Source organism: Pseudomonas sp. ZT5P21 (assembly GCF_054897785.1).
The window spans coordinates 2,494,644-2,511,150 of record NZ_CM142705.1 but is presented as its reverse complement, the minus strand read 5'-3'; the positions used below and the strand labels follow the sequence as shown (position 1 = coordinate 2,511,150).

18 protein-coding genes and 1 pseudogene are annotated in these 16,507 nt (G+C 57.6%); 4 read left to right on the top strand and 15 right to left on the bottom strand.

Annotated features, from left to right (window positions below; translation table 11 throughout):
* Window positions 1–24: 24 nt before the first annotated feature.
* Window positions 25–975 carry a GlxA family transcriptional regulator gene (locus ACYZT9_RS11710; RefSeq protein WP_462009913.1) on the top strand — a complete coding sequence of 317 codons (951 nt, stop codon included), beginning with the start codon at window positions 25–27 and terminating at the stop codon, window positions 973–975.
* A 46-nt stretch (window positions 976–1,021) separates the two neighbouring features.
* On the opposite strand, the gene ACYZT9_RS11705 is transcribed toward ACYZT9_RS11710, so the two are convergent.
* The 5 genes from ACYZT9_RS11705 to ACYZT9_RS11685 form a co-directional block, all read right to left on the bottom strand.
* Complete coding sequence (locus ACYZT9_RS11705) at window positions 1,022–1,690, bottom strand: HAD-IA family hydrolase (RefSeq protein WP_462009912.1); 669 nt, start codon at window positions 1,688–1,690, stop codon at window positions 1,022–1,024.
* A gap of 86 nt (window positions 1,691–1,776) precedes the next feature.
* Window positions 1,777–2,184, bottom strand: a complete 408-nt coding sequence (locus ACYZT9_RS11700) for a response regulator (protein ID WP_462009911.1) — start codon at window positions 2,182–2,184, stop codon at window positions 1,777–1,779.
* A gap of 297 nt (window positions 2,185–2,481) precedes the next feature.
* Complete coding sequence (locus ACYZT9_RS11695) at window positions 2,482–2,742, bottom strand: pentapeptide MXKDX repeat protein (RefSeq protein ID WP_462009910.1); 261 nt, start codon at window positions 2,740–2,742, stop codon at window positions 2,482–2,484.
* A 71-nt stretch (window positions 2,743–2,813) separates the two neighbouring features.
* Window positions 2,814–3,593 carry a molybdopterin-dependent oxidoreductase gene (locus tag ACYZT9_RS11690; RefSeq protein WP_462009909.1) on the bottom strand — a complete coding sequence of 260 codons (780 nt, stop codon included), beginning with the start codon at window positions 3,591–3,593 and terminating at the stop codon, window positions 2,814–2,816.
* Window positions 3,590–4,198, bottom strand: coding sequence for a cytochrome b/b6 domain-containing protein (locus ACYZT9_RS11685; protein ID WP_462009908.1), 609 nt, complete (start codon window positions 4,196–4,198; stop codon window positions 3,590–3,592). Before ACYZT9_RS11685 ends, ACYZT9_RS11690 begins: the two co-directional genes overlap by 4 nt.
* Before the next feature lie 248 nt (window positions 4,199–4,446).
* On the opposite strand from ACYZT9_RS11685, the gene ACYZT9_RS11680 reads away from it, so the two are divergent.
* Window positions 4,447–5,382 carry a class I SAM-dependent methyltransferase gene (locus ACYZT9_RS11680; RefSeq protein ID WP_462009907.1) on the top strand — a complete coding sequence of 312 codons (936 nt, stop codon included), beginning with the start codon at window positions 4,447–4,449 and terminating at the stop codon, window positions 5,380–5,382.
* A gap of 167 nt (window positions 5,383–5,549) precedes the next feature.
* On the opposite strand, the gene ACYZT9_RS11675 is transcribed toward ACYZT9_RS11680, so the two are convergent.
* On the bottom strand, window positions 5,550–6,197 hold the full coding sequence (locus ACYZT9_RS11675) for an NAD(P)H-dependent oxidoreductase (RefSeq protein WP_462009906.1): 648 nt from the start codon (window positions 6,195–6,197) through the stop codon (window positions 5,550–5,552).
* Between the two features lie 86 nt (window positions 6,198–6,283).
* Between ACYZT9_RS11675 and ACYZT9_RS11670 the strand changes: the two genes are divergently transcribed.
* The gene (locus ACYZT9_RS11670; RefSeq protein WP_462009905.1) at window positions 6,284–6,937 is read left to right on the top strand and encodes a TetR/AcrR family transcriptional regulator; all 654 of its coding nucleotides are present in this window, start codon (window positions 6,284–6,286) and stop codon (window positions 6,935–6,937) included.
* 360 nt (window positions 6,938–7,297) lie between these two features.
* On the opposite strand, the gene ACYZT9_RS11665 is transcribed toward ACYZT9_RS11670, so the two are convergent.
* The 7 genes from ACYZT9_RS11665 to ACYZT9_RS11635 form a co-directional block, all read right to left on the bottom strand.
* Window positions 7,298–7,987, bottom strand: a complete 690-nt coding sequence (locus ACYZT9_RS11665) for a GNAT family N-acetyltransferase (protein ID WP_462009904.1) — start codon at window positions 7,985–7,987, stop codon at window positions 7,298–7,300.
* Window positions 7,988–8,180: 193 nt separating this feature from the next.
* Window positions 8,181–8,750: a YceI family protein gene (locus tag ACYZT9_RS11660; RefSeq protein ID WP_462009903.1), complete on the bottom strand. Its 570-nt coding sequence runs from the start codon at window positions 8,748–8,750 to the stop codon at window positions 8,181–8,183.
* Between the two features lie 25 nt (window positions 8,751–8,775).
* Complete coding sequence (locus ACYZT9_RS11655) at window positions 8,776–9,237, bottom strand: MarR family winged helix-turn-helix transcriptional regulator (RefSeq protein WP_462009902.1); 462 nt, start codon at window positions 9,235–9,237, stop codon at window positions 8,776–8,778.
* A gap of 147 nt (window positions 9,238–9,384) precedes the next feature.
* Window positions 9,385–9,837, bottom strand: a complete 453-nt coding sequence (locus ACYZT9_RS11650; RefSeq protein ID WP_462009901.1) for an Ohr family peroxiredoxin — start codon at window positions 9,835–9,837, stop codon at window positions 9,385–9,387.
* 69 nt (window positions 9,838–9,906) lie between these two features.
* Window positions 9,907–10,359, bottom strand: a complete 453-nt coding sequence (locus tag ACYZT9_RS11645) for an Ohr family peroxiredoxin (RefSeq protein ID WP_462009900.1) — start codon at window positions 10,357–10,359, stop codon at window positions 9,907–9,909.
* A 235-nt stretch (window positions 10,360–10,594) separates the two neighbouring features.
* Complete coding sequence (locus ACYZT9_RS11640) at window positions 10,595–11,242, bottom strand: hypothetical protein (protein WP_462009899.1); 648 nt, start codon at window positions 11,240–11,242, stop codon at window positions 10,595–10,597.
* Between the two features lie 550 nt (window positions 11,243–11,792).
* The gene (locus tag ACYZT9_RS11635) at window positions 11,793–13,151 is read right to left on the bottom strand and encodes an MATE family efflux transporter (RefSeq protein WP_462009898.1); all 1,359 of its coding nucleotides are present in this window, start codon (window positions 13,149–13,151) and stop codon (window positions 11,793–11,795) included.
* A 441-nt stretch (window positions 13,152–13,592) separates the two neighbouring features.
* Here ACYZT9_RS11635 and ACYZT9_RS11630 point away from each other — a divergent pair, with 441 nt between their 5' ends.
* Window positions 13,593–13,865, top strand: a complete 273-nt coding sequence (locus ACYZT9_RS11630) for a hypothetical protein (RefSeq protein WP_462010206.1) — start codon at window positions 13,593–13,595, stop codon at window positions 13,863–13,865.
* Window positions 13,866–14,180: 315 nt separating this feature from the next.
* Here ACYZT9_RS11630 and ACYZT9_RS11625 read toward each other — a convergent pair whose 3' ends face one another.
* Window positions 14,181–14,885 carry a methyl-accepting chemotaxis protein gene (locus tag ACYZT9_RS11625; protein WP_462010205.1) on the bottom strand — a complete coding sequence of 235 codons (705 nt, stop codon included), beginning with the start codon at window positions 14,883–14,885 and terminating at the stop codon, window positions 14,181–14,183.
* Between the two features lie 201 nt (window positions 14,886–15,086).
* Window positions 15,087–15,968: pseudogene (locus ACYZT9_RS11620) on the bottom strand (methyl-accepting chemotaxis protein); the annotation flags it as partial.
* Window positions 15,969–16,507 lie beyond the last annotated feature (539 nt).

The window sequence follows — 16,507 nt, the reverse complement described above, 5'->3', positions numbered from 1 at the left end:
ACACGTCCTTTTGAGGGCCTGACAATGACTTCCGTGGCGTTTGTGGTGTTTGAGGGTTTCCAGTCCATGGCGCTGGCAGCCATGCCGGTATTCGAGTACGCCAACTTCAGCGCTGGTGAAGCGCTTTACGAAGTAAGCGTGCTGTCCGAGGATGGCCGAACCTTGCGCGCTTCCGGCGGGTTGAGTGTCGGCACCGAGGCGTTCGATGAACGGGTGTTCGATACGGTGATCGTGGTCGGCGGCGATGCCATTCTCGAGCAGGCGCCCGAGGGCGTGCTGGACTACTTGCGCGCCAACGTTAAAACCGCGCGGCGCACGGCGTCGATTTGCTCCGGGGCGTTCGTCCTGGCCCAGGCCGGTTTGCTCGAGGGACGGCGGGCGACCACGCACTGGGCCTATGCGCGGGAACTGCAAGCACGGTTTCCGTCAATCAAGGTGGAAGAGGATCGCATTTACGTGGTTGATGGATCAATCTGGACTTCAGCCGGGATGACGGCCGGTATCGACCTGGCGCTGGCGATGGTCGAAAAGGATCATGGCGCCGAACTCGCCCGCTCCGTGGCGCAGAAATTGGTGATGTACCAGCGGCGCGCGGGCGGTCAGTCCCAGCATTCGGCGCTGCTGGATCTGCAGCCGAAATCCGACCGCATTCAGACTGTGCTCGGTTATGCCAGGGAACACCTCGCTGAGGCGTTGTCGGTAGAACAAATGGCAGACGTCGCGCGCCTCAGCCCGCGCCAGTTCAGCCGGGCGTTTCGCGCTGAAACCGGCCAGTCGCCGGCCAGGGCCATCGAAAACCTGCGCCTGGAAGCCGCCCGGCAAATGCTGGAACGCGGACGACTGACCCTTGATCAGATCGCCACCGAATCCGGCTTCAGAGATCGGCGGCGTATGCGGGAAGCGTTTCTTCGGGCGTTCGGGCAACCGCCGCAGGTGATTCGGCGCAACGCCCGAAGTGAGTTGCCGACGTTATGAGCAATCACCAAATTTAATGTGGGCGCGGGCGAGCCCGTTCCCACTTTTAGATTGTGTGGAGGCGCAGATGGCCGTGGGAATCCAGGGTTGTTTTGACCGAGTCATAACTGACCATCGTTGCATGGGAAGTTTCGACCGGATGTACGTGGGTCGATGTGATGATCACAAGGTCTGCCCCCGCCGCCTCCGCCGCGAGAATACCCACCGTGGCATCTTCGAAGATCAGGCAATCGCCCACTTCGACGCCCAACCGTCGCGCTGCCAATCGATAACCCGCAGGATCGGGTTTGCCAACGCTGACATCTTCCGCCGTCACCATCACAGCAGGTTCGGGAATCCCCGCCGCCGCCATCCGTCGAAGTGCCAATGCTCGGGGTGCAGACGTCACGATGGCCCACTGATTGGCCGGCAACGACGCCAGGAAATCCGCCGCCCTGGCCACCTCGACAATCCCCTCGACGTCATTGATTTCCGCCTGGGTAATCCATGCCGCTTCGGCCTCGGCATCGACACCCGGCAGGGCCTGGCGGTTGACGGTGTCGATGGCTCGGACACCATGAATGGTCGGCAGGAAAGACTCGACATCCACCCCGTGGCGCAAGGCCCAAGTGGTCCAGATGCGCTCAGCGGCGGCGATGGAATTGAGGACCGTGCCGTCCATATCAAACAGAAAGGCGCGATAAGGCTTGTTGAAAACGCGATGTTGAGCTGACAAGGATGAGCGTCCTTTGCAAGTGCCGGGCGGGTTACGCCGGGCAATGTAGCATTTGCGAGGTCGCCAGGCTCAGACATCGCCTGTTTTCAACCCACCCTCTTCGACTTCAATGCACCTTCCAGGCAATCCAGCAATTGCCCAAGCGCCCAGGGTTTCTTGATGAACGAAACCTCATGCCTCACCCCTGAAGTTTCCGGCGTTTCGAAGCCAGACATGATCATGATCGGCTTGTCGGGCCAGCGGTCACCGAATTGATTGGCCAGGTCCGCGCCATTGAGTTTGCCGGGCATGGTGATGTCCGTCAGCAGCAGTTTCACTTTGTCTGCGTGCTGCTCCAGGTAACCTGCCGCAGCATCCGCGCTGGGGTGCGGCTCAACTAAAAAACCCTCCTCCTGAAGAATTTCACAGAGAAACTCCAGGATCAGCGGGTCATCTTCAACCACAAGAATCAACCCGCCAGGAAGGTGCTCGCCCGCCGTCGACACTGGACACATGACTTTGTCACTCCCTGATTGCCTAATGAATGCGCGGGCTCAAATCCGCTGCTTACAGGTATGAGCAGCGGGCTTCGCGGAAATTCATTTTTGATACAGGGAGTCGACAAAATCAGGCGTCCTGCAACATCAGATCGGCGCCATTCTCGGCCACCCTCAGCACCGCCGCATGCGTATTGCCGTCGAGTGCACCCTGTAGGAGCCAGAGCTTGCTCGCGAAGACGGAGTGTCAGCCGACATCAACGGTCCTGATACACCGCATTCGCGACCAAGTTCTGCTCCTACAGAGAACCTGGCTTATTGCGACGTGTTGTCTTTTTTCATGTCGTCCTTGGACATCGCGTCTTTCTTCATCCCGTCCTTGGACATGGTGTCTTTCTTCATCGTGTCCTTGCTCATGGCGTCCTTTTTCATCGTGTCTTTTTTCATGGCGTCTTTGGACATCGAATCTTTGCTCATGCTGTCATTGCTCATGCCGTTGGTAGCTTCGGCGGCAAACACGCTGGCAGCGCCCACGGCGAGGCACATGGACAGAACAACGGTGGTCAGCTTTTTCATGATGAAACTCCTTGAAGCACAGGTTGCGAATGGTCGCAGCGTGAGCTGCGCGTTGCAGTTGCCTGGCGATGTCAGCTGCCACCGAACCAGTTGTAGCCCTGGTCTTCCCAGTAGCCGCCGCTGTAGGTGTTGCTGACGAAAATCGCCTGGATGTGTTTGGGATTTTTGTAGCCGAGCTTGGTGGGCATGCGCAGCTTCATCGGGAAGCCGTATTCGCGCGGCAGCACCGCGCCGTCATAGGTCAGCGCCAGCAAAGTTTGCGAGTGCAGCGCGGTGGCCATGTCGATGCTGGTGTAGTAATCGTCGGCGCATTTGAAGCCGACATATTTGGCATCAGTGTCGGCGCCGATCCGTTTCAGAAAGTCACTGAACCGTACGCCGCCCCAGCGCCCGATTGCGCTCCAGCCTTCTACACAAATATGCCGGGTGATCTGCTCGTTCTGCGCCATGGTGCGCAGCTCTTCAAGGCGCCAGCTGCGCTTGTCGGCGACCCGTCCGGTGACTTCCAGCCGATAGCTTTCTTCCTCGACGATAGGTGCCTCGTCAATGCCGTAAAACGCGTTGAAGGGAAACGGCCGGGTGATCATCGACGCCGGATAGGTAGGCGCCAGTGCATTGGGGTTGAACAGCCAGCCCTGCACCCGATCGTTGAACCGCGACATGGACGACAGCGCGCTCTCGACACTTTCGTTATCGGTGATGTTGCAACCGGACAACATGGCCACGCCACCGAGGGTCAGACTGCGCATCAGGAACGAGCGGCGTGAGCGGTCTTCGATTTGCGGGGCAATGATTTTACGGGCGTCTTTCAGGATGGATGACTCATCCAGACCTTCGATGCGCTTTTTCATAGGGGCTCCTTGCGACCGAAAATCATGGCCAGCAGCGTTTTTGGAGCGAGCGCGACCATCACCAGATGCACCGCAACGAAGGCCGTCAACAGCGCCATCGCAATGAAATGCACGTGCCGCGCCGCTTCATAGTCGCCCAGTAATTCACGCAACAACGGAAACTGGACGGGCTTCCACAACACCAGCCCGGAGACCACCAGCAGCATGATGTCGACCATCACGAACAGGTAAGCCAGTCGTTGCACCTGGTTGTAATGACTCAAGTCGGCATGCCCTAGCCGCCCGCGCAATGCGGCGCCCAGGTCATGCAAAACACCTTTCGGCGAGACCGGGAAAAACCGTCGTGAGAGACGGCCACTGACGAGGTTGATGATCAGGTAGACGAGCCCATTGATGGCGAGAAACCACATCGCTGCGAAATGCCATTGCAGCGCGCCTCCGAGCCAGCCACCCAGCGTGATGCCTTTTGGGAAACTGAAGTCGTAAAGCGGGGATGCGTTGTAGATGCGCCAGCCGCTAGTAACCATGACCAGCACCGCCAAGGCGTTCAGCCAATGGGTGAGCCGTAGCCAGCGTGGATGGGATGAAGCAGGTGACGACGACATGATCGGCTCCCGGCGGTTGATCGTTGGAGCCGAGTATGGGAGCCGAGAGATCGCCAAATCCTCACGCAAAGTTAAATTAACCGTGATAACTACCAGTTAACCCTGTGGGAGCGGGCTTGCTCGCGATGGGGGCATGACATTCAACATTGGTATTGGCTGACAGACCGCAATCGCGAGCAAGCTCGCTCCCACAGGGGTCGCGCAATTGTGGTTAAAATGCCGCCCCCTCAAATGGCCGACCTCACCCGATGAATTCAAACGCGCTCGCTACCCTCCACGATCATCTGCTGACCGCATTGGAAACGGCTCCCGCAGAAACCCGTCGACTGTTCCACGGTCGTGGCCGATGCTGGCCCGGGCTGGAGCAGTTGACCGTCGACTGGCTGCAAGGCGTGGTTTTGGTATCGTTGTTCAAGGAGCCGGAAGCGGCGCAGCTGGAAGCGTTGAATCAGCGATTGATGGAAATCACCCGGTCACCCGAATGGACGCAATCCGGCGCGCACACCTTGGCGCTGCAGCATCGTTATCTGCTGCAAAGCACTACCGAATGGCTGGTCGGGGACGTGATCGAGGACATGACCATCACCGAGGGTGGCCTGCGCTATCGCGTGGACCTGGGCCGCAAGCAGAACACCGGGCTGTTCCTCGACATGCGCTATGGTCGCGATTGGGTGCGCGCCAATGCACAGGGCAAGCGGGTGTTGAACCTGTTCGCCTACACCTGCGGTTTTTCCGTGGCGGCCATCGAGGGTGGCGCGGAACACGTGGTCAACCTTGACATGTCCAGCCCGGCCCTGAACCGTGGCCGCGACAATCACCGGCTCAACGGCCACGACCTGAGCAAGGTGAGTTTTCTCGGCCATGACCTGTTCAAGTCCTGGGGCAAGGTGATCGGCAAGGGCCCGTACGATCTGGTGATCATCGACCCGCCGTCGTTTCAGAAAGGCAGCTTTTTGCTGACCAAGGATTACCAGCGCGTGCTGCGTCGGTTGCCGGAATTGTTGAGTGCTCAGGGCACGGTGCTGGCCTGCATGAACGACCCGGCGTTCGGTGCGGATTTCCTCATCGAGGGCGTGATGCGTGAAGCGCCAAGCCTCCGTTTTGAGCAACGGCTGGAGAATCCGCCGGAGTTTCCGGATGCGGATATCGAGTGCGGGTTGAAGGCGTTGGTGTTCCGGCAGTAAGACCGCGTCGCTCCCTTCGCGAGCAAGCCCGCTCCCACAGGGTCAGTGTCCAAGCCTGAGTATTTTTCTGCCACGAATTGAGATGAGAGAACAATGAAACCACGTGCCCGCGATCTGAACCTCCAGTTCGGCCAACTGGAACCCGGCCCGCTCAATGCCAACATTACTTAACGCATTGCGTCGGGCTGGCTGGCCGGGCGAGCAGGCGTAACGGGATCGGGGGGGCTCGATGCCGTCAGGAGCTGGCGACCCAAGGCTCGTGCGGCATCCAGATGCGCGGTCGGATCCTGGATTTCCGACTCGAGCAGCAATTCGGACGTCAGCACCTGCGCCCCGCAGTAATCGAAAATACCGTGGTCGATCTGCGTTTTCATCGCCTCGGAATAACCGTGTCGGGCATAGGTGCCCGCGTCGGCACCGCCCACCCCGATCAGGTGAACCCGCAGATGGCCGAGCTTCTTTTCCAGCTTGTCGGCAGTGAAATCGAAGGCCCAGCCGTTGGAAAATACCCGATCAATCCAGCCTTTGAGCAGCGCCGGCATCGACCACCAGTAGACCGGATAGACCAGCACCAGATGATCAGCCCGGTCGATTCGCGCTTGTTCGGCGAACACATCGGCAGGCGGCGATGCTTCTTGGTGATGCACCGCCAGGTCCGCGGCGCTGAACCTCGGATCGAATCCTTCAGCCGACAGATCGACGAGTTCTACGGTGTTATCGGGATCGCTAGCAATCACACCTTCAGCGACCCGAGCCGCCAGGCTGTGGGTGAGCGAACGGGGATTGTGATGAGCGACAACAATGAGCACATGCATGGCGCAAACTCCTGATTGAGAGCACAAGGCGGACCTTATATACTCTTGGTAAGTTACGATCAGTAAGTTACTTTTGGTACATAGCCGTGTCAACCACCAAAACAATTGCACAAGATTCCATCCCGCAACCACGACGTCGCCTGTCCCGGGAAGACCGCCAACGCCAGTTGCTGGACGTCGCCTGGCAGCTCGTTCGGGAAGAAGGCACCGACGCGCTGACACTGGGGCGGCTCGCCGAGCAGGCCGGGATCACCAAACCGGTGGTGTACGACCACTTCACGACGCGTTCCGGATTGTTGGCGGCGCTCTATCAAGACTTCGATGCGCGGCAGACAGCGGTCATGGATGCGGCACTGCAGAGCAGCGAACCGACACTGGACGGCACCGCCAGGGTGATCGCCTCGTCTTACGTGGACTGCGTGTTGCTGCAGGGCAACGAAATTTCCGGCGTGATCGCGGCGCTGGCCAGCTCGCCGGAACTGGAGAAAATCAAGCGCGAGTACGAAGCGATCTTTCTGAACAAATGTCGAACCGCCCTCACGCCCTTCGCCGGTACGGGTGAGATCAGCGCCGCCGGATTACGGGCCATGCTCGGTGCGGCGGAAGCCTTGTCCCACGCCGCCGCGACAGGCGAAGTCAGCGCCGCGCAGGCACAGGACGAGTTGTTCGAAACCGTCGTCGCAATGGTGCAAAGAAGTGCGCGTTGCAGGGCTGGCAGGGAGGCGACTAGCGGTACTTGAGGGCCAAACCCCATCTTCCTACGATGAATGTACGCAGCTGTTTGTTTGCTCAACTCAAGCGGTTGCGTAGGTGGTGAGTGATCTGAACCCCTACCAAGCTCACCGCTTGTTTCACGTGCATCTTGAGCCTCAAGGGCTCTACTACCTCCCCATCAAAGAGCGTTGAGGCTCTTTTTTAAGTGCACGATGACAGACGAGAAAAAGCCCGGCATCTGACCGGGCTTTGTGTTTTCTGAAAGACAATGCATTTCTCTCTGTGGAAGCGGGTTTGCTCGTGAAGAGGCCGTCCCATCCAGTATTGATGTTGCCTGTCACACCGCCTTCGTCGGAACGCCGCCCGGAGCAAGCCCGCTCCCACAGTTAACCGAGTTGCCCCCTACGTTCACGGACAAACTCATTGGCCTTGTATGTCAGTTGGTCCAGATGCCGGTCACGCTGTTTCTCCGCGTCGAGCATCGCGCGCTTGCCGTGCTTTTGCAGCAGATACGTATGAATCTGCCGCACCTCCAGCGAGCTGTAGATTGATGCCACATCCAGCAGCCCCATCAAGCCGTCGGAGCGATGATCGCGGGTGTTCATCAGCACTTGAGTGCCGCGCGCACCGATCACCTGAAAGCCCATCCATTCAAACCATGGCACCTTGGCAACCGCGCAGGTCAGCTCGGCATGCGGGTAGCGACCGACCATTTCCCTCAGCATCTTGCGCGCCACGCCTTGGCGCCGATGGCTGGGCTGCACGGCCATGTACGCGACGCCACACGCCTCTGGATCGTCCTTGACCGGCAGGTACAACAAGAAGCCGATGACCGTTTCCGGATCATCCACGTCCGTCGCGACAATCAACTCCACCGCAATCCCTTTCGCCCCGCTCAGCGCCTCCAGATAGAGGTGAACTTCATAGCCGATCGCGTATTGATACACGTTGTACAACAGGTTGCTCGGCGGGATGGCGACCATGCTGATGTCGGTCAGGTTGTCGACGACCATCTGCAGGATCTGGCTGGAGAAGTGCTCGGGGCACGGGGTTTTGAAGTGGGTGATCTGGGGCATTGAGGCTCTGACTCTAGGGCGGACGTAAAGAGTGTATTCGCGGGCGTGCCTATCATAACGTGCTGACGGGGCCGAAGGTGGTGTGCCAGTTGGCAGCCATGCTGGATGCTCGCGAAAGGGCCAGCGGCAACACTTCTAAACGGTAGCTTTGAACCCCTCCTCCCGCTCCAACGCCACGCGCTCCTGACGAGCACTATTGCTGCGGCGCAACCATCCGGAAGCGGATGTTGATATCGTCGGAAACCACCGTGTCCGCCCACTCGCCCTCGCCTACTTTGAAATCGCTGCGTTTGAGTGTCAGCTGGCCATCGAAGATACCGACGGCGTTCTCGGCCTTCAGCAGCACGGGCACTTCCACCACGCGTGTCATACCCCTGAGCGTGAGTTTGCCGGTGATCGAGTAGCGGTTGTTACCCAGCGATTTCACACCGGTCGATTCAAACGTCGCCACCGGCGATTTCGCCGTGTCAAACCAGGCTGGCTTTTGCAGTTCCTCGTTGGCGTCACGGCTGCCGGCATCGATGCTGTCGAGCTGGATCGTGAGTGTGGCGTGGGCCGCTGAAGGGTTCGCGGTGTCGAAATCGAGCGTGCCTTCGAATGTGCGGAACGTGCCGTAAACCCGCGAACTGAACTGCTTGTATGTGAAGGAAAGCGTGCTGGCGGTGGTATTGACCTGCGTGTATTCGACGGCATCGGCGCAAGACAACGCGCCTAAGGTAAGTGCGACAATGCAGGCGGCGGAACGCGGAAATCGAGGGTGCATGGTCTGCCTCGGCGATACTCTATTGTCAGTCGGTGGCTTTCACCGATTTGAGAAGGTTGTTGCGCAGCTTCACCACCGACTTTTGCAGTACCACGAATTCATCCGGCGTCAGCCCCGTGGCGTCGGCGAGTCCTGATTCCGGGTGGTTTTCGCGCAGCTCACGGCCTTGCCTGGTCAGTTTGATCCGCACTTGCCGCTCGTCCTCGGGGTCGCGCTGGCGTTGCAGATAACCCATCGCCTCCAGCTTCTTCAAAATCGGCGTGAGCGTGTTGGATTCCAGAAACAGCTTTTCGCCCAGGCTGCCGACGGTTTGATCGTCTGCTTCCCAAAGCACAACCAGAGTGATGTATTGCGTGTAAGTCAGGCCGAGTTGTTCGAGCAGCGGTTTGTAGGCCTTGCCAAAGGCCAGGTTGGCGGAATAAACCGCGAAACACAGGAAGTCGGCGAGTTTCAGGTCGGCGGGGTCTACCTCGACAGTGGTTTTCATGGGCATCCTCATTGGGCCAGAAACTGATGGTTCGCAAGCGCCAGACTATACGTCGTACGCGACAGTGTCGGAAGTGACACGGTTGCGATCATCAAGGCCGGCGGCCGGTCCGACCCGCTTCGCGCAGTCGGCCGGCCATGCGGCGCATCACTCAACGATGGCGTTCAGCGCGACGTCGATGTTGCCCCGTGTGGCTTTCGAGTACGGGCAGATCTGGTCGGCGTCGTGCGCCAGCTGGGTGGCGACTTCTTGCGGCAGACCCGGAACGCGCAGGGTTAATCGAGCCTGAATGAAATAAGCCTGACCGGTCTGCCCCAAGTCGACTTCAATGTCCACCGACGTATCGGCCGGAAGTGTCACGTTCAGCCCCTTGGCCACCAACGCGACGGCAGCGGAGTAGCAGGCCGACCAGGCGCCGGCAAACAATTGCTCGGCGGTCGGGTGTGGCACGGCGTTCGTGAACTCATGCACCGGTTTTGGATTGCCGGGCGAGGACAGCACGATATCGAGGTTGCCGTTATGGCCGCGCGACGTGGTGCCGGCGGCGCTAAGGCTGGTGTGGGTTTTGCCGGTGGCCAGTACTTTTTCGATCTTGCTCATGATGATTCTCTCAATAGTTCAGATTGTTAACGCATACGCTTTTATCGCATGCGACTTGATTGATACTAATTAAGCGGTGATGACGTTCAGGGCCACATCAATATTGCCGCGTGTAGCTTTGGAGTACGGACAGATCTGATCGGCGGTGTGCGCCAGTGTCGTCGCGATGTCATGCGCCAGACCGGGCACGCGCAGGGTCAACCGCGCCTGAAGGAAGTAAGCATCACCGGTCTGGCCCAGATCGACTTCTATATCGACGGAAAAGTCTGCGGGCAGCACCACGTTCAAGTCATTGGCCACCAGACCGACCGCTGCGGTGTAGCAAGCCGACCATGCACCGGCGAACAGTTGCTCGGCAGCCGGGTGTGGCTGGGTCGCGGCGAACACATGGGCTGGCTTGGCATTGCCCGGCGTCGACAGGGTGATGTCGAGGCTGCCGTTGTGGCCGCGCGAGGTGGTGCCGGTAGCGCTGGCGGTGGTGTGGGTTTTTCCGGTGGCCAGGACTTTTTCGATCTTGCTCATGGGGGTGAATCCTCTGCGGTGCGATAAGTTAGATTTAACATCGTATTCGATTGTATCGTATGCGATTTATTAATATTCACGCAGAGCCGGATTCGTGTCAATAGCTCGTAGGGCGCTTCGCCGACGAACGGTAACTGCGCTACCCGAGCGCCCTCAACTTCAACGCGCATAAAAAAAGAGCCACCCTGTCAGGGGCGGCCCTCTTTTTTCTGGGAAGCTCAACGAAGGTTAAAGCCTAGCAAGCACTCGCAACGGTCCGCTGAGGCACCACAGCGTAGTGCTGCTGTTTCACTCGCTGAGTCAATACCAGCATTGACAGGAAACCCAGTGCAATCAACAGCGGATACGCCATCAACAGTTCGGAAAGCGAATACTTCCAGGCCAGCGGGCGTCCGACGCCCAGCAAGGCGGCATACATCCAGGACACTGCCGACAGTGAACCGCAAAACAGCGCCAGCATCCGTGCGCTAAAACCGAGCTGGAGCAGCGAGCCGGCCTTTTGCATTGCAGGCAACACGAGGCGATGCAACAAGATGCCGTTGTAAGTCAGCAGCATGACAATGATCACTTTGGCTTGAAGTTTTGGATTCATAAAGTATTGAACTCCTTTTTCAAGATAATCAATGCCCACGATTGCAATGCCGGTTACCCACAATGCAACTAATGCAACCACCACAGACGTCTGGAGACTTTCCAGATGAGCATTATCGTGCTCCGAGAACACCTTACCCTTCAATAAATTCTTGACCATCGCAATATCACTGGTCAACACCAAACCAATGGCAACACAACAAGCGACCAGGTGAGCATAAACAACACCCAACCGTACAAATTCCATGCATTCTTTGTTTTCAATCAGGCTCATAATTGTATTTATTGTCACGGTAATATCTCCAACTGTTTCTACAGTTCAGACCATTAGTTTGGCGGGGCATTAATCAAGTTAATATCCCCGTGCGATCCGACTGATACAAGACAAGCCAAATCAGCGACCTGGCACGGCTGAACCGATTGATTTGCGTGGCAAATACACAACCGGCTAGGTGTTGGCTCCTGAATTTCAGGTACAAAAATCCTCATTTGCATTCAATGCATATGAGGTTCAATTTCCACTTCTTTTTCTGCGGGTGCAGGAGCAGGTCATGGTGACGTGCTGAAGTATCAGAGGGCATCGAAGCTCAAATGTTCATTTTTTGATCAGAGTACCGACAAACGGTTAATTCCGAAGATGCAACTCGCCTTGATGCCGAATATTCAACTTGCCCGAAAGCCGCGCACTAACTGGCCTCGTGAATTACATGAAGTTGGAAATCCCTCTATTGGATCCACTAGTTGTTATGTCACTAACGAAAAGTGCAATAGAGATCCACTCGTATCTAGCATTAAAACAGTCATACTTATTATGTTTCACGATTGAAACACCAGGATCCAATCTACACCAACCGCTCGATCTTCTGGTGCTTCCAAACCCGTTTGTAATACAGCGTCTGCAATACCAACATTCCCAGGTACGCCACCGGAAACGCCATCCACACACCCTGCAACCCAAACTGCCCGTTCAGCGCATACGCCACCGGCAACTGCACCCCGAGCACGCACACAATCGAAATCGCCATCGGCACCAACGCCGTACCGCTGGCGCGCATGATCCCGCCGATGATCGCCTGAAAGCCGAACACCAACAGACTCCAGAGCATGATGTGCAACAGATACTCGGCCTTCGCCCGGGTCGAATTGTCCGTGAGAAACAACCCCAGCAGCCAGTGCGACAACAGGTAACCCAACACCACCAGGCCACCGGTCAGGCACACATTGATCAACAACCCCGTGCGCAGAATCGGCCCGATGCGCTCGATGCGCCCTGCCCCAATCGCCTGAGCCCCAAGAATCGACGCGGTGATCGCAATCGACAACGCCGGAAACTGCACGTAATTGACGATCTGCGTCACCGCCCCATACGCCGCCGTCGCCTGCGAACCGTGCTGATTCACCAGCGCCAGAATTACCAGTTCCGACACCGACAACACCACCATCTGCAACCCGGTCGGCACCCCGATGCGCAACACCTTGCCGAGAATCACCCGATCCAGCCGCATCGCCGCAAACATCTCCCGATCCGGCGCCAACGGATGCCCCCGCCGAATCAACCGCCACGCCAACCACCCCATCGCCGCCAGGTTCCCCACCAACCCCGCATACGCCGCACTCTGAATCCCCAACATCGGCAACCCGAACCAACCCCGAATCAACACCGGCGTCAACGCCAACCCGATACACGTCGACACCACCAACGCCACCAGCGGCGACACCGTATCGCTCACCCCGCGCAGCAATTGGGTGAATAGCACGTACACCAGCAGCGACGGCATGATCCACATCATCACGCGGGCGTAAGCGACGGCGTCGTCCAGGACGTCCGCCGGCGTGCCCAAACCCTGTAACGCTGGTCGTGCGAACACGCTGCCCAATATCGCCGCCGCCAAACCGATGAAGGCGCCCAACAGCAAAGTCGTCGCGGCGATGGCCTTTACCAAATGCGGCTCCCGGGCGCCCCAGGCTTGACCGATGAGCACACCCGCACCCGCGCCGAGGCCGATGACCAGGGCGATGAAGAAGAATACGATGGGGAACATGCCAGAGACGGCGGCCAGCGCTTGGGTGCCGAGCATCTGGCCGATATAGATGCTGTTGACGGTGCCCGACAGGGATTGGAGGAAGTTGGAGAGGACCATTGGGGCCAGGAATAAGAGGTAAGTTTTCCAGAGGGGGTGTTGGGTGGTCGGGGTTTGCATTGGGTGGACGTCCAGCTCGGCTGCGGGGTCGGGATTCTAGAGGATAGCGTTAGTGGGGATGAACAGAGTTGGGTGAAACTTTTGGCGCTGTTTCGATCAATTCAGAAACGTTGATTATTGGTCCTAGGACGGCATAAAAATTCCTACACAAACCTCGGAATCCGTCACCTTCCCCGCCGTTCTGATGAAGCTTATAGTCAGCCCCGTCGCCCAAAATGGCGATTCGGGTTTGGCGACCTGATCGGTCGGATGTAAAAGCGCTGTGCTTTAATGCAGTCGCTTTTGCATGCCCGCAAAGCTGTTTTATGGCAGCTGTGCGCGGGAGACCTTCGGGTCTGCCGGTTTCCCGATCCCGGTTCGCCAACCTGCGTACAGCTGTCACCCATTCGTTTGGCGACGATTGAGGGGCAGTCAACCTTTGCCTTGATCGGAGTTACAACTATGGAAAGATACATGCCCCTCACCGGAATCGACCTGATCCCGGCCTCCCTGCTCATCGACACCCAAGCCCCACTCGACGTTCTGCAAGCGGCAGCTGATTACCGCATTCGAACGGTTACGCAGGTGCTCGAAAACATCGCCTTTCGTGCTGAGATCGGTTGCGACACTGTGGTGCTGTCGGACTTTTCAAAATTGCTGGACATTCCGTTGCGCGATGGGTGTGACTTGATGGATGTGATTGGTCGGCGATTGCGAGCGCAGACGAAGGCTTGAATGAAAACGGGCGCTAAAGGCGCCCGTATTTTGTTCAACTCTAAAAAGATCTGGCATCTTTATTCCGCGGCATAACTCTTGTCCGCTTTCGGCTCAGGCTGTGTAAAAAACGTAGGCACCGTTTTAAAGTCTGCGTTGCTACGTAAAATCTGCCAGTCCTTGGTGACCCAGCCAGACCTCAAATTTGCGTAGAAACGCGATTTTGGTTCTGTACCTCAACCCTGCGCTAAAACGTTTTTACACAGCCTCAGCCAAAAGCAGCCAGTCGAATCAGATGATCGCTCCCATTCAAAGCGTGGGAGCGACCTTGCTTGATCAGACCTTGAAATGGCTGACCATCACTTGCAGCTGGGTGCCCAGCCGTGCCAGCGCGACGCTTGAGGCAGCGGTTTCGTCGCTGGCGGCAGCGGTCTGCTCAGAGACGTCGCGCACATTGATGATGCTGCGGCTGATTTCGTCAGCCACGGTGCTTTGTTGCTCGGCGGCGGCCGCGATTTGCTGATTCATCGATTGGATGTTTGATACGGTACGGGTGATGTTTCCCAGTGAGACACCGGCCTTGCGAGTCAACGCCACGCTGCTGTCGGTCAGGCTGCGGCTGTTGCTCATGATGCTGGCCACCTGCTGGGTGCCACTCTGCAAACCGGCGACCAGCCCTTCAATTTCCTCGGTGGACTTCTGGGTGCGCTGGGCCAGACCGCGAACTTCGTCGGCGACCACGGCAAAACCGCGACCGGCCTCACCGGCACGGGCGGCTTCGATGGCGGCGTTGAGGGCCAACAGGTTGGTCTGCTCGGCCACGGCCTTGATCACGTCCATGACACTACCGATTTTGTTGCTTTCCTGCTGCAAGAGGGTCATAGCCTCGGTAGAGCGCACCACTTCCTCAGCCAGGCGTTCGATCTGCACAATCGCTTCCCCCACGACTTTGTTGCCTTCGCGAGCCTCGCCATCGGCCGTTGTGGCGGCTTGCGAGGCCTGATCGGCATTGCGCGTGACGTCCTGCACGGTGGCGGTCATTTCGTGCATGGCAGTAGCGACCTGATCGGTCTCGACTTTCTGGTTATTGACCCCGACGCTGGTTTGTTCGGTGACGGCCGACAGCTCCTCCGCAGCGCTAGCGATCTGTGTCACGCCGTTGCGAACACCGCCGATGAGGTTGCGCAGGGTCTCACCCATGTGCTGGATACCTTGTTGCAGCACGCCCAGCTCATCGCGGCGGGTGACCACCAGGTTCTGGGTGAGGTCGCCAGCCGCAATGCGTTCGACGACGCCGAGGGTTTCGCGGATCGGACGGGTGATCTGGCGAGTGATGATGACGGCGGCCAGAATGCCAAACAACAAGGCCAATAAGGTGCTGCCGAACAGCAACGTGCGAGTCTGGGCGATTTCGCTGGCGCGGCTGTCCAGTTGTAACTGGTACAGGCCGTCACTGCGGGTCAATAAATCGAGCCCCTGGTCGACCATTTCTTTGCTCGCCAGGGTAACGACGTTGCCAGCGGTTTTATAGTCCTGCAAGGCCGTGCGGTAGTTGCCTAGGGCACTTTCGAACTGGCGCAACGCGTCCTGCTGGGTAGCACTGAAATACTCACTAAGCTGTTTCAGGCCGTCAATCGCTTCATTCAGTTGCTTGACAGCCTTCTGCTCCGTATCCGGAGTGCTGTTTGCGGTGTAAGCGCTAACTTCGTTACGGGTCAGCAGCAACTGTTCCTTGGCGCGGCTAATGGTCTGAAAACGTTCGAAACGATCCGCGTCGCCCGGAGGTAATTGCAGCACGCTGTTGTGAATCGTCGTGATCTGCTTACCGGCTGCTTCGGCGTTACTAATCATGGCCTGCCGTGCGTTGTTTACGGCGCGATACGCGTCGCGCATTTTATTCAGCGATTGCTGGAAGTTGCTGATAATGACCGCTTGTTCCTTGAGCAGCTTGAGGTTCTCCGGGCGAGTAAACGCTTTGATCAGTTTTTGCTGCTGGGCGATGAACGCATCCAGGTTGGTTTGCACGTTCTGGGCGGCGCCTTCATCGCCATTGGACAGTAGGTATTGCAGACGGGACTCGCGTGTTTTGCTCAGCAACGTGTTCAACTGGGTGATATCGCCCATTCGGTCGCTGCGCCACACCAGTTTGTCCACGCTGGTCCAGCCGGCTAAAGCCAGGACGGTGGTTAAGGCCAAAACCAGGCCAAATCCCAGGCCCAGCTTGAGGTTGACGCTAAGATTACCGAGAAATTTACTCATTTCATTCCTTGCAGGGGCACGCTGCTCTAGTGTTCGGGTATCTGAGGAGCTGCCCTCAGGCCGTGATGCCTCATAGCCATTATCGCGAGGATATATGACTGCTTAAACGTTTCTCTAATGTTTTTTTTAAATTTTTTGCATCATTTCGGTGCAAAACTTTCGATAATTACTTTACCTAGCAGAGAGGTACGTGGATTGCCGAAGTGTGTTGTTGGATGATCGAATCTTTTCGCCCTACATACAGGCAGTAGTCGATGGCGCTTGCCGCCAAATATCACCGCAGGCCAACACACCACTTCAGAAATACAGGAATTTTCTTGCGTGCTCGCCGGAACGGTTTGGGTAAAGCCGTAAACCAGCATTGAATCTGATGAAACGATTGCATGGAATTGAGTAGCACACTT

Excerpts from the sequence above, each read along its gene's own strand:
- ACYZT9_RS11710 (WP_462009913.1), top strand. The coding sequence starts at position 25 with ATGACTTCCGTGGCGTTTGTGGTGTTTGAGGGTTTCCAGTCCATGGCG.
- ACYZT9_RS11700 (WP_462009911.1), bottom strand. The coding sequence starts at position 2,184 with ATGTGTCCAGTGTCGACGGCGGGCGAGCACCTTCCTGGCGGGTTGATT.
- ACYZT9_RS11695 (WP_462009910.1), bottom strand. The coding sequence starts at position 2,742 with ATGAAAAAGCTGACCACCGTTGTTCTGTCCATGTGCCTCGCCGTGGGC.
- ACYZT9_RS11690 (WP_462009909.1), bottom strand. The coding sequence starts at position 3,593 with ATGAAAAAGCGCATCGAAGGTCTGGATGAGTCATCCATCCTGAAAGAC.
- ACYZT9_RS11685 (WP_462009908.1), bottom strand. The coding sequence starts at position 4,198 with ATGTCGTCGTCACCTGCTTCATCCCATCCACGCTGGCTACGGCTCACC.
- ACYZT9_RS11680 (WP_462009907.1), top strand. The coding sequence starts at position 4,447 with ATGAATTCAAACGCGCTCGCTACCCTCCACGATCATCTGCTGACCGCA.
- ACYZT9_RS11675 (WP_462009906.1), bottom strand. The coding sequence starts at position 6,197 with ATGCATGTGCTCATTGTTGTCGCTCATCACAATCCCCGTTCGCTCACC.
- ACYZT9_RS11665 (WP_462009904.1), bottom strand. The coding sequence starts at position 7,987 with ATGCCCCAGATCACCCACTTCAAAACCCCGTGCCCCGAGCACTTCTCC.
- ACYZT9_RS11660 (WP_462009903.1), bottom strand. The coding sequence starts at position 8,750 with ATGCACCCTCGATTTCCGCGTTCCGCCGCCTGCATTGTCGCACTTACC.
- ACYZT9_RS11655 (WP_462009902.1), bottom strand. The coding sequence starts at position 9,237 with ATGAAAACCACTGTCGAGGTAGACCCCGCCGACCTGAAACTCGCCGAC.
- ACYZT9_RS11650 (WP_462009901.1), bottom strand. The coding sequence starts at position 9,837 with ATGAGCAAGATCGAAAAAGTACTGGCCACCGGCAAAACCCACACCAGC.
- ACYZT9_RS11645 (WP_462009900.1), bottom strand. The coding sequence starts at position 10,359 with ATGAGCAAGATCGAAAAAGTCCTGGCCACCGGAAAAACCCACACCACC.
- ACYZT9_RS11635 (WP_462009898.1), bottom strand. The coding sequence starts at position 13,151 with ATGCAAACCCCGACCACCCAACACCCCCTCTGGAAAACTTACCTCTTA.
- ACYZT9_RS11630 (WP_462010206.1), top strand. The coding sequence starts at position 13,593 with ATGGAAAGATACATGCCCCTCACCGGAATCGACCTGATCCCGGCCTCC.
- ACYZT9_RS11625 (WP_462010205.1), bottom strand. The coding sequence starts at position 14,885 with ATGACCGCCACCGTGCAGGACGTCACGCGCAATGCCGATCAGGCCTCG.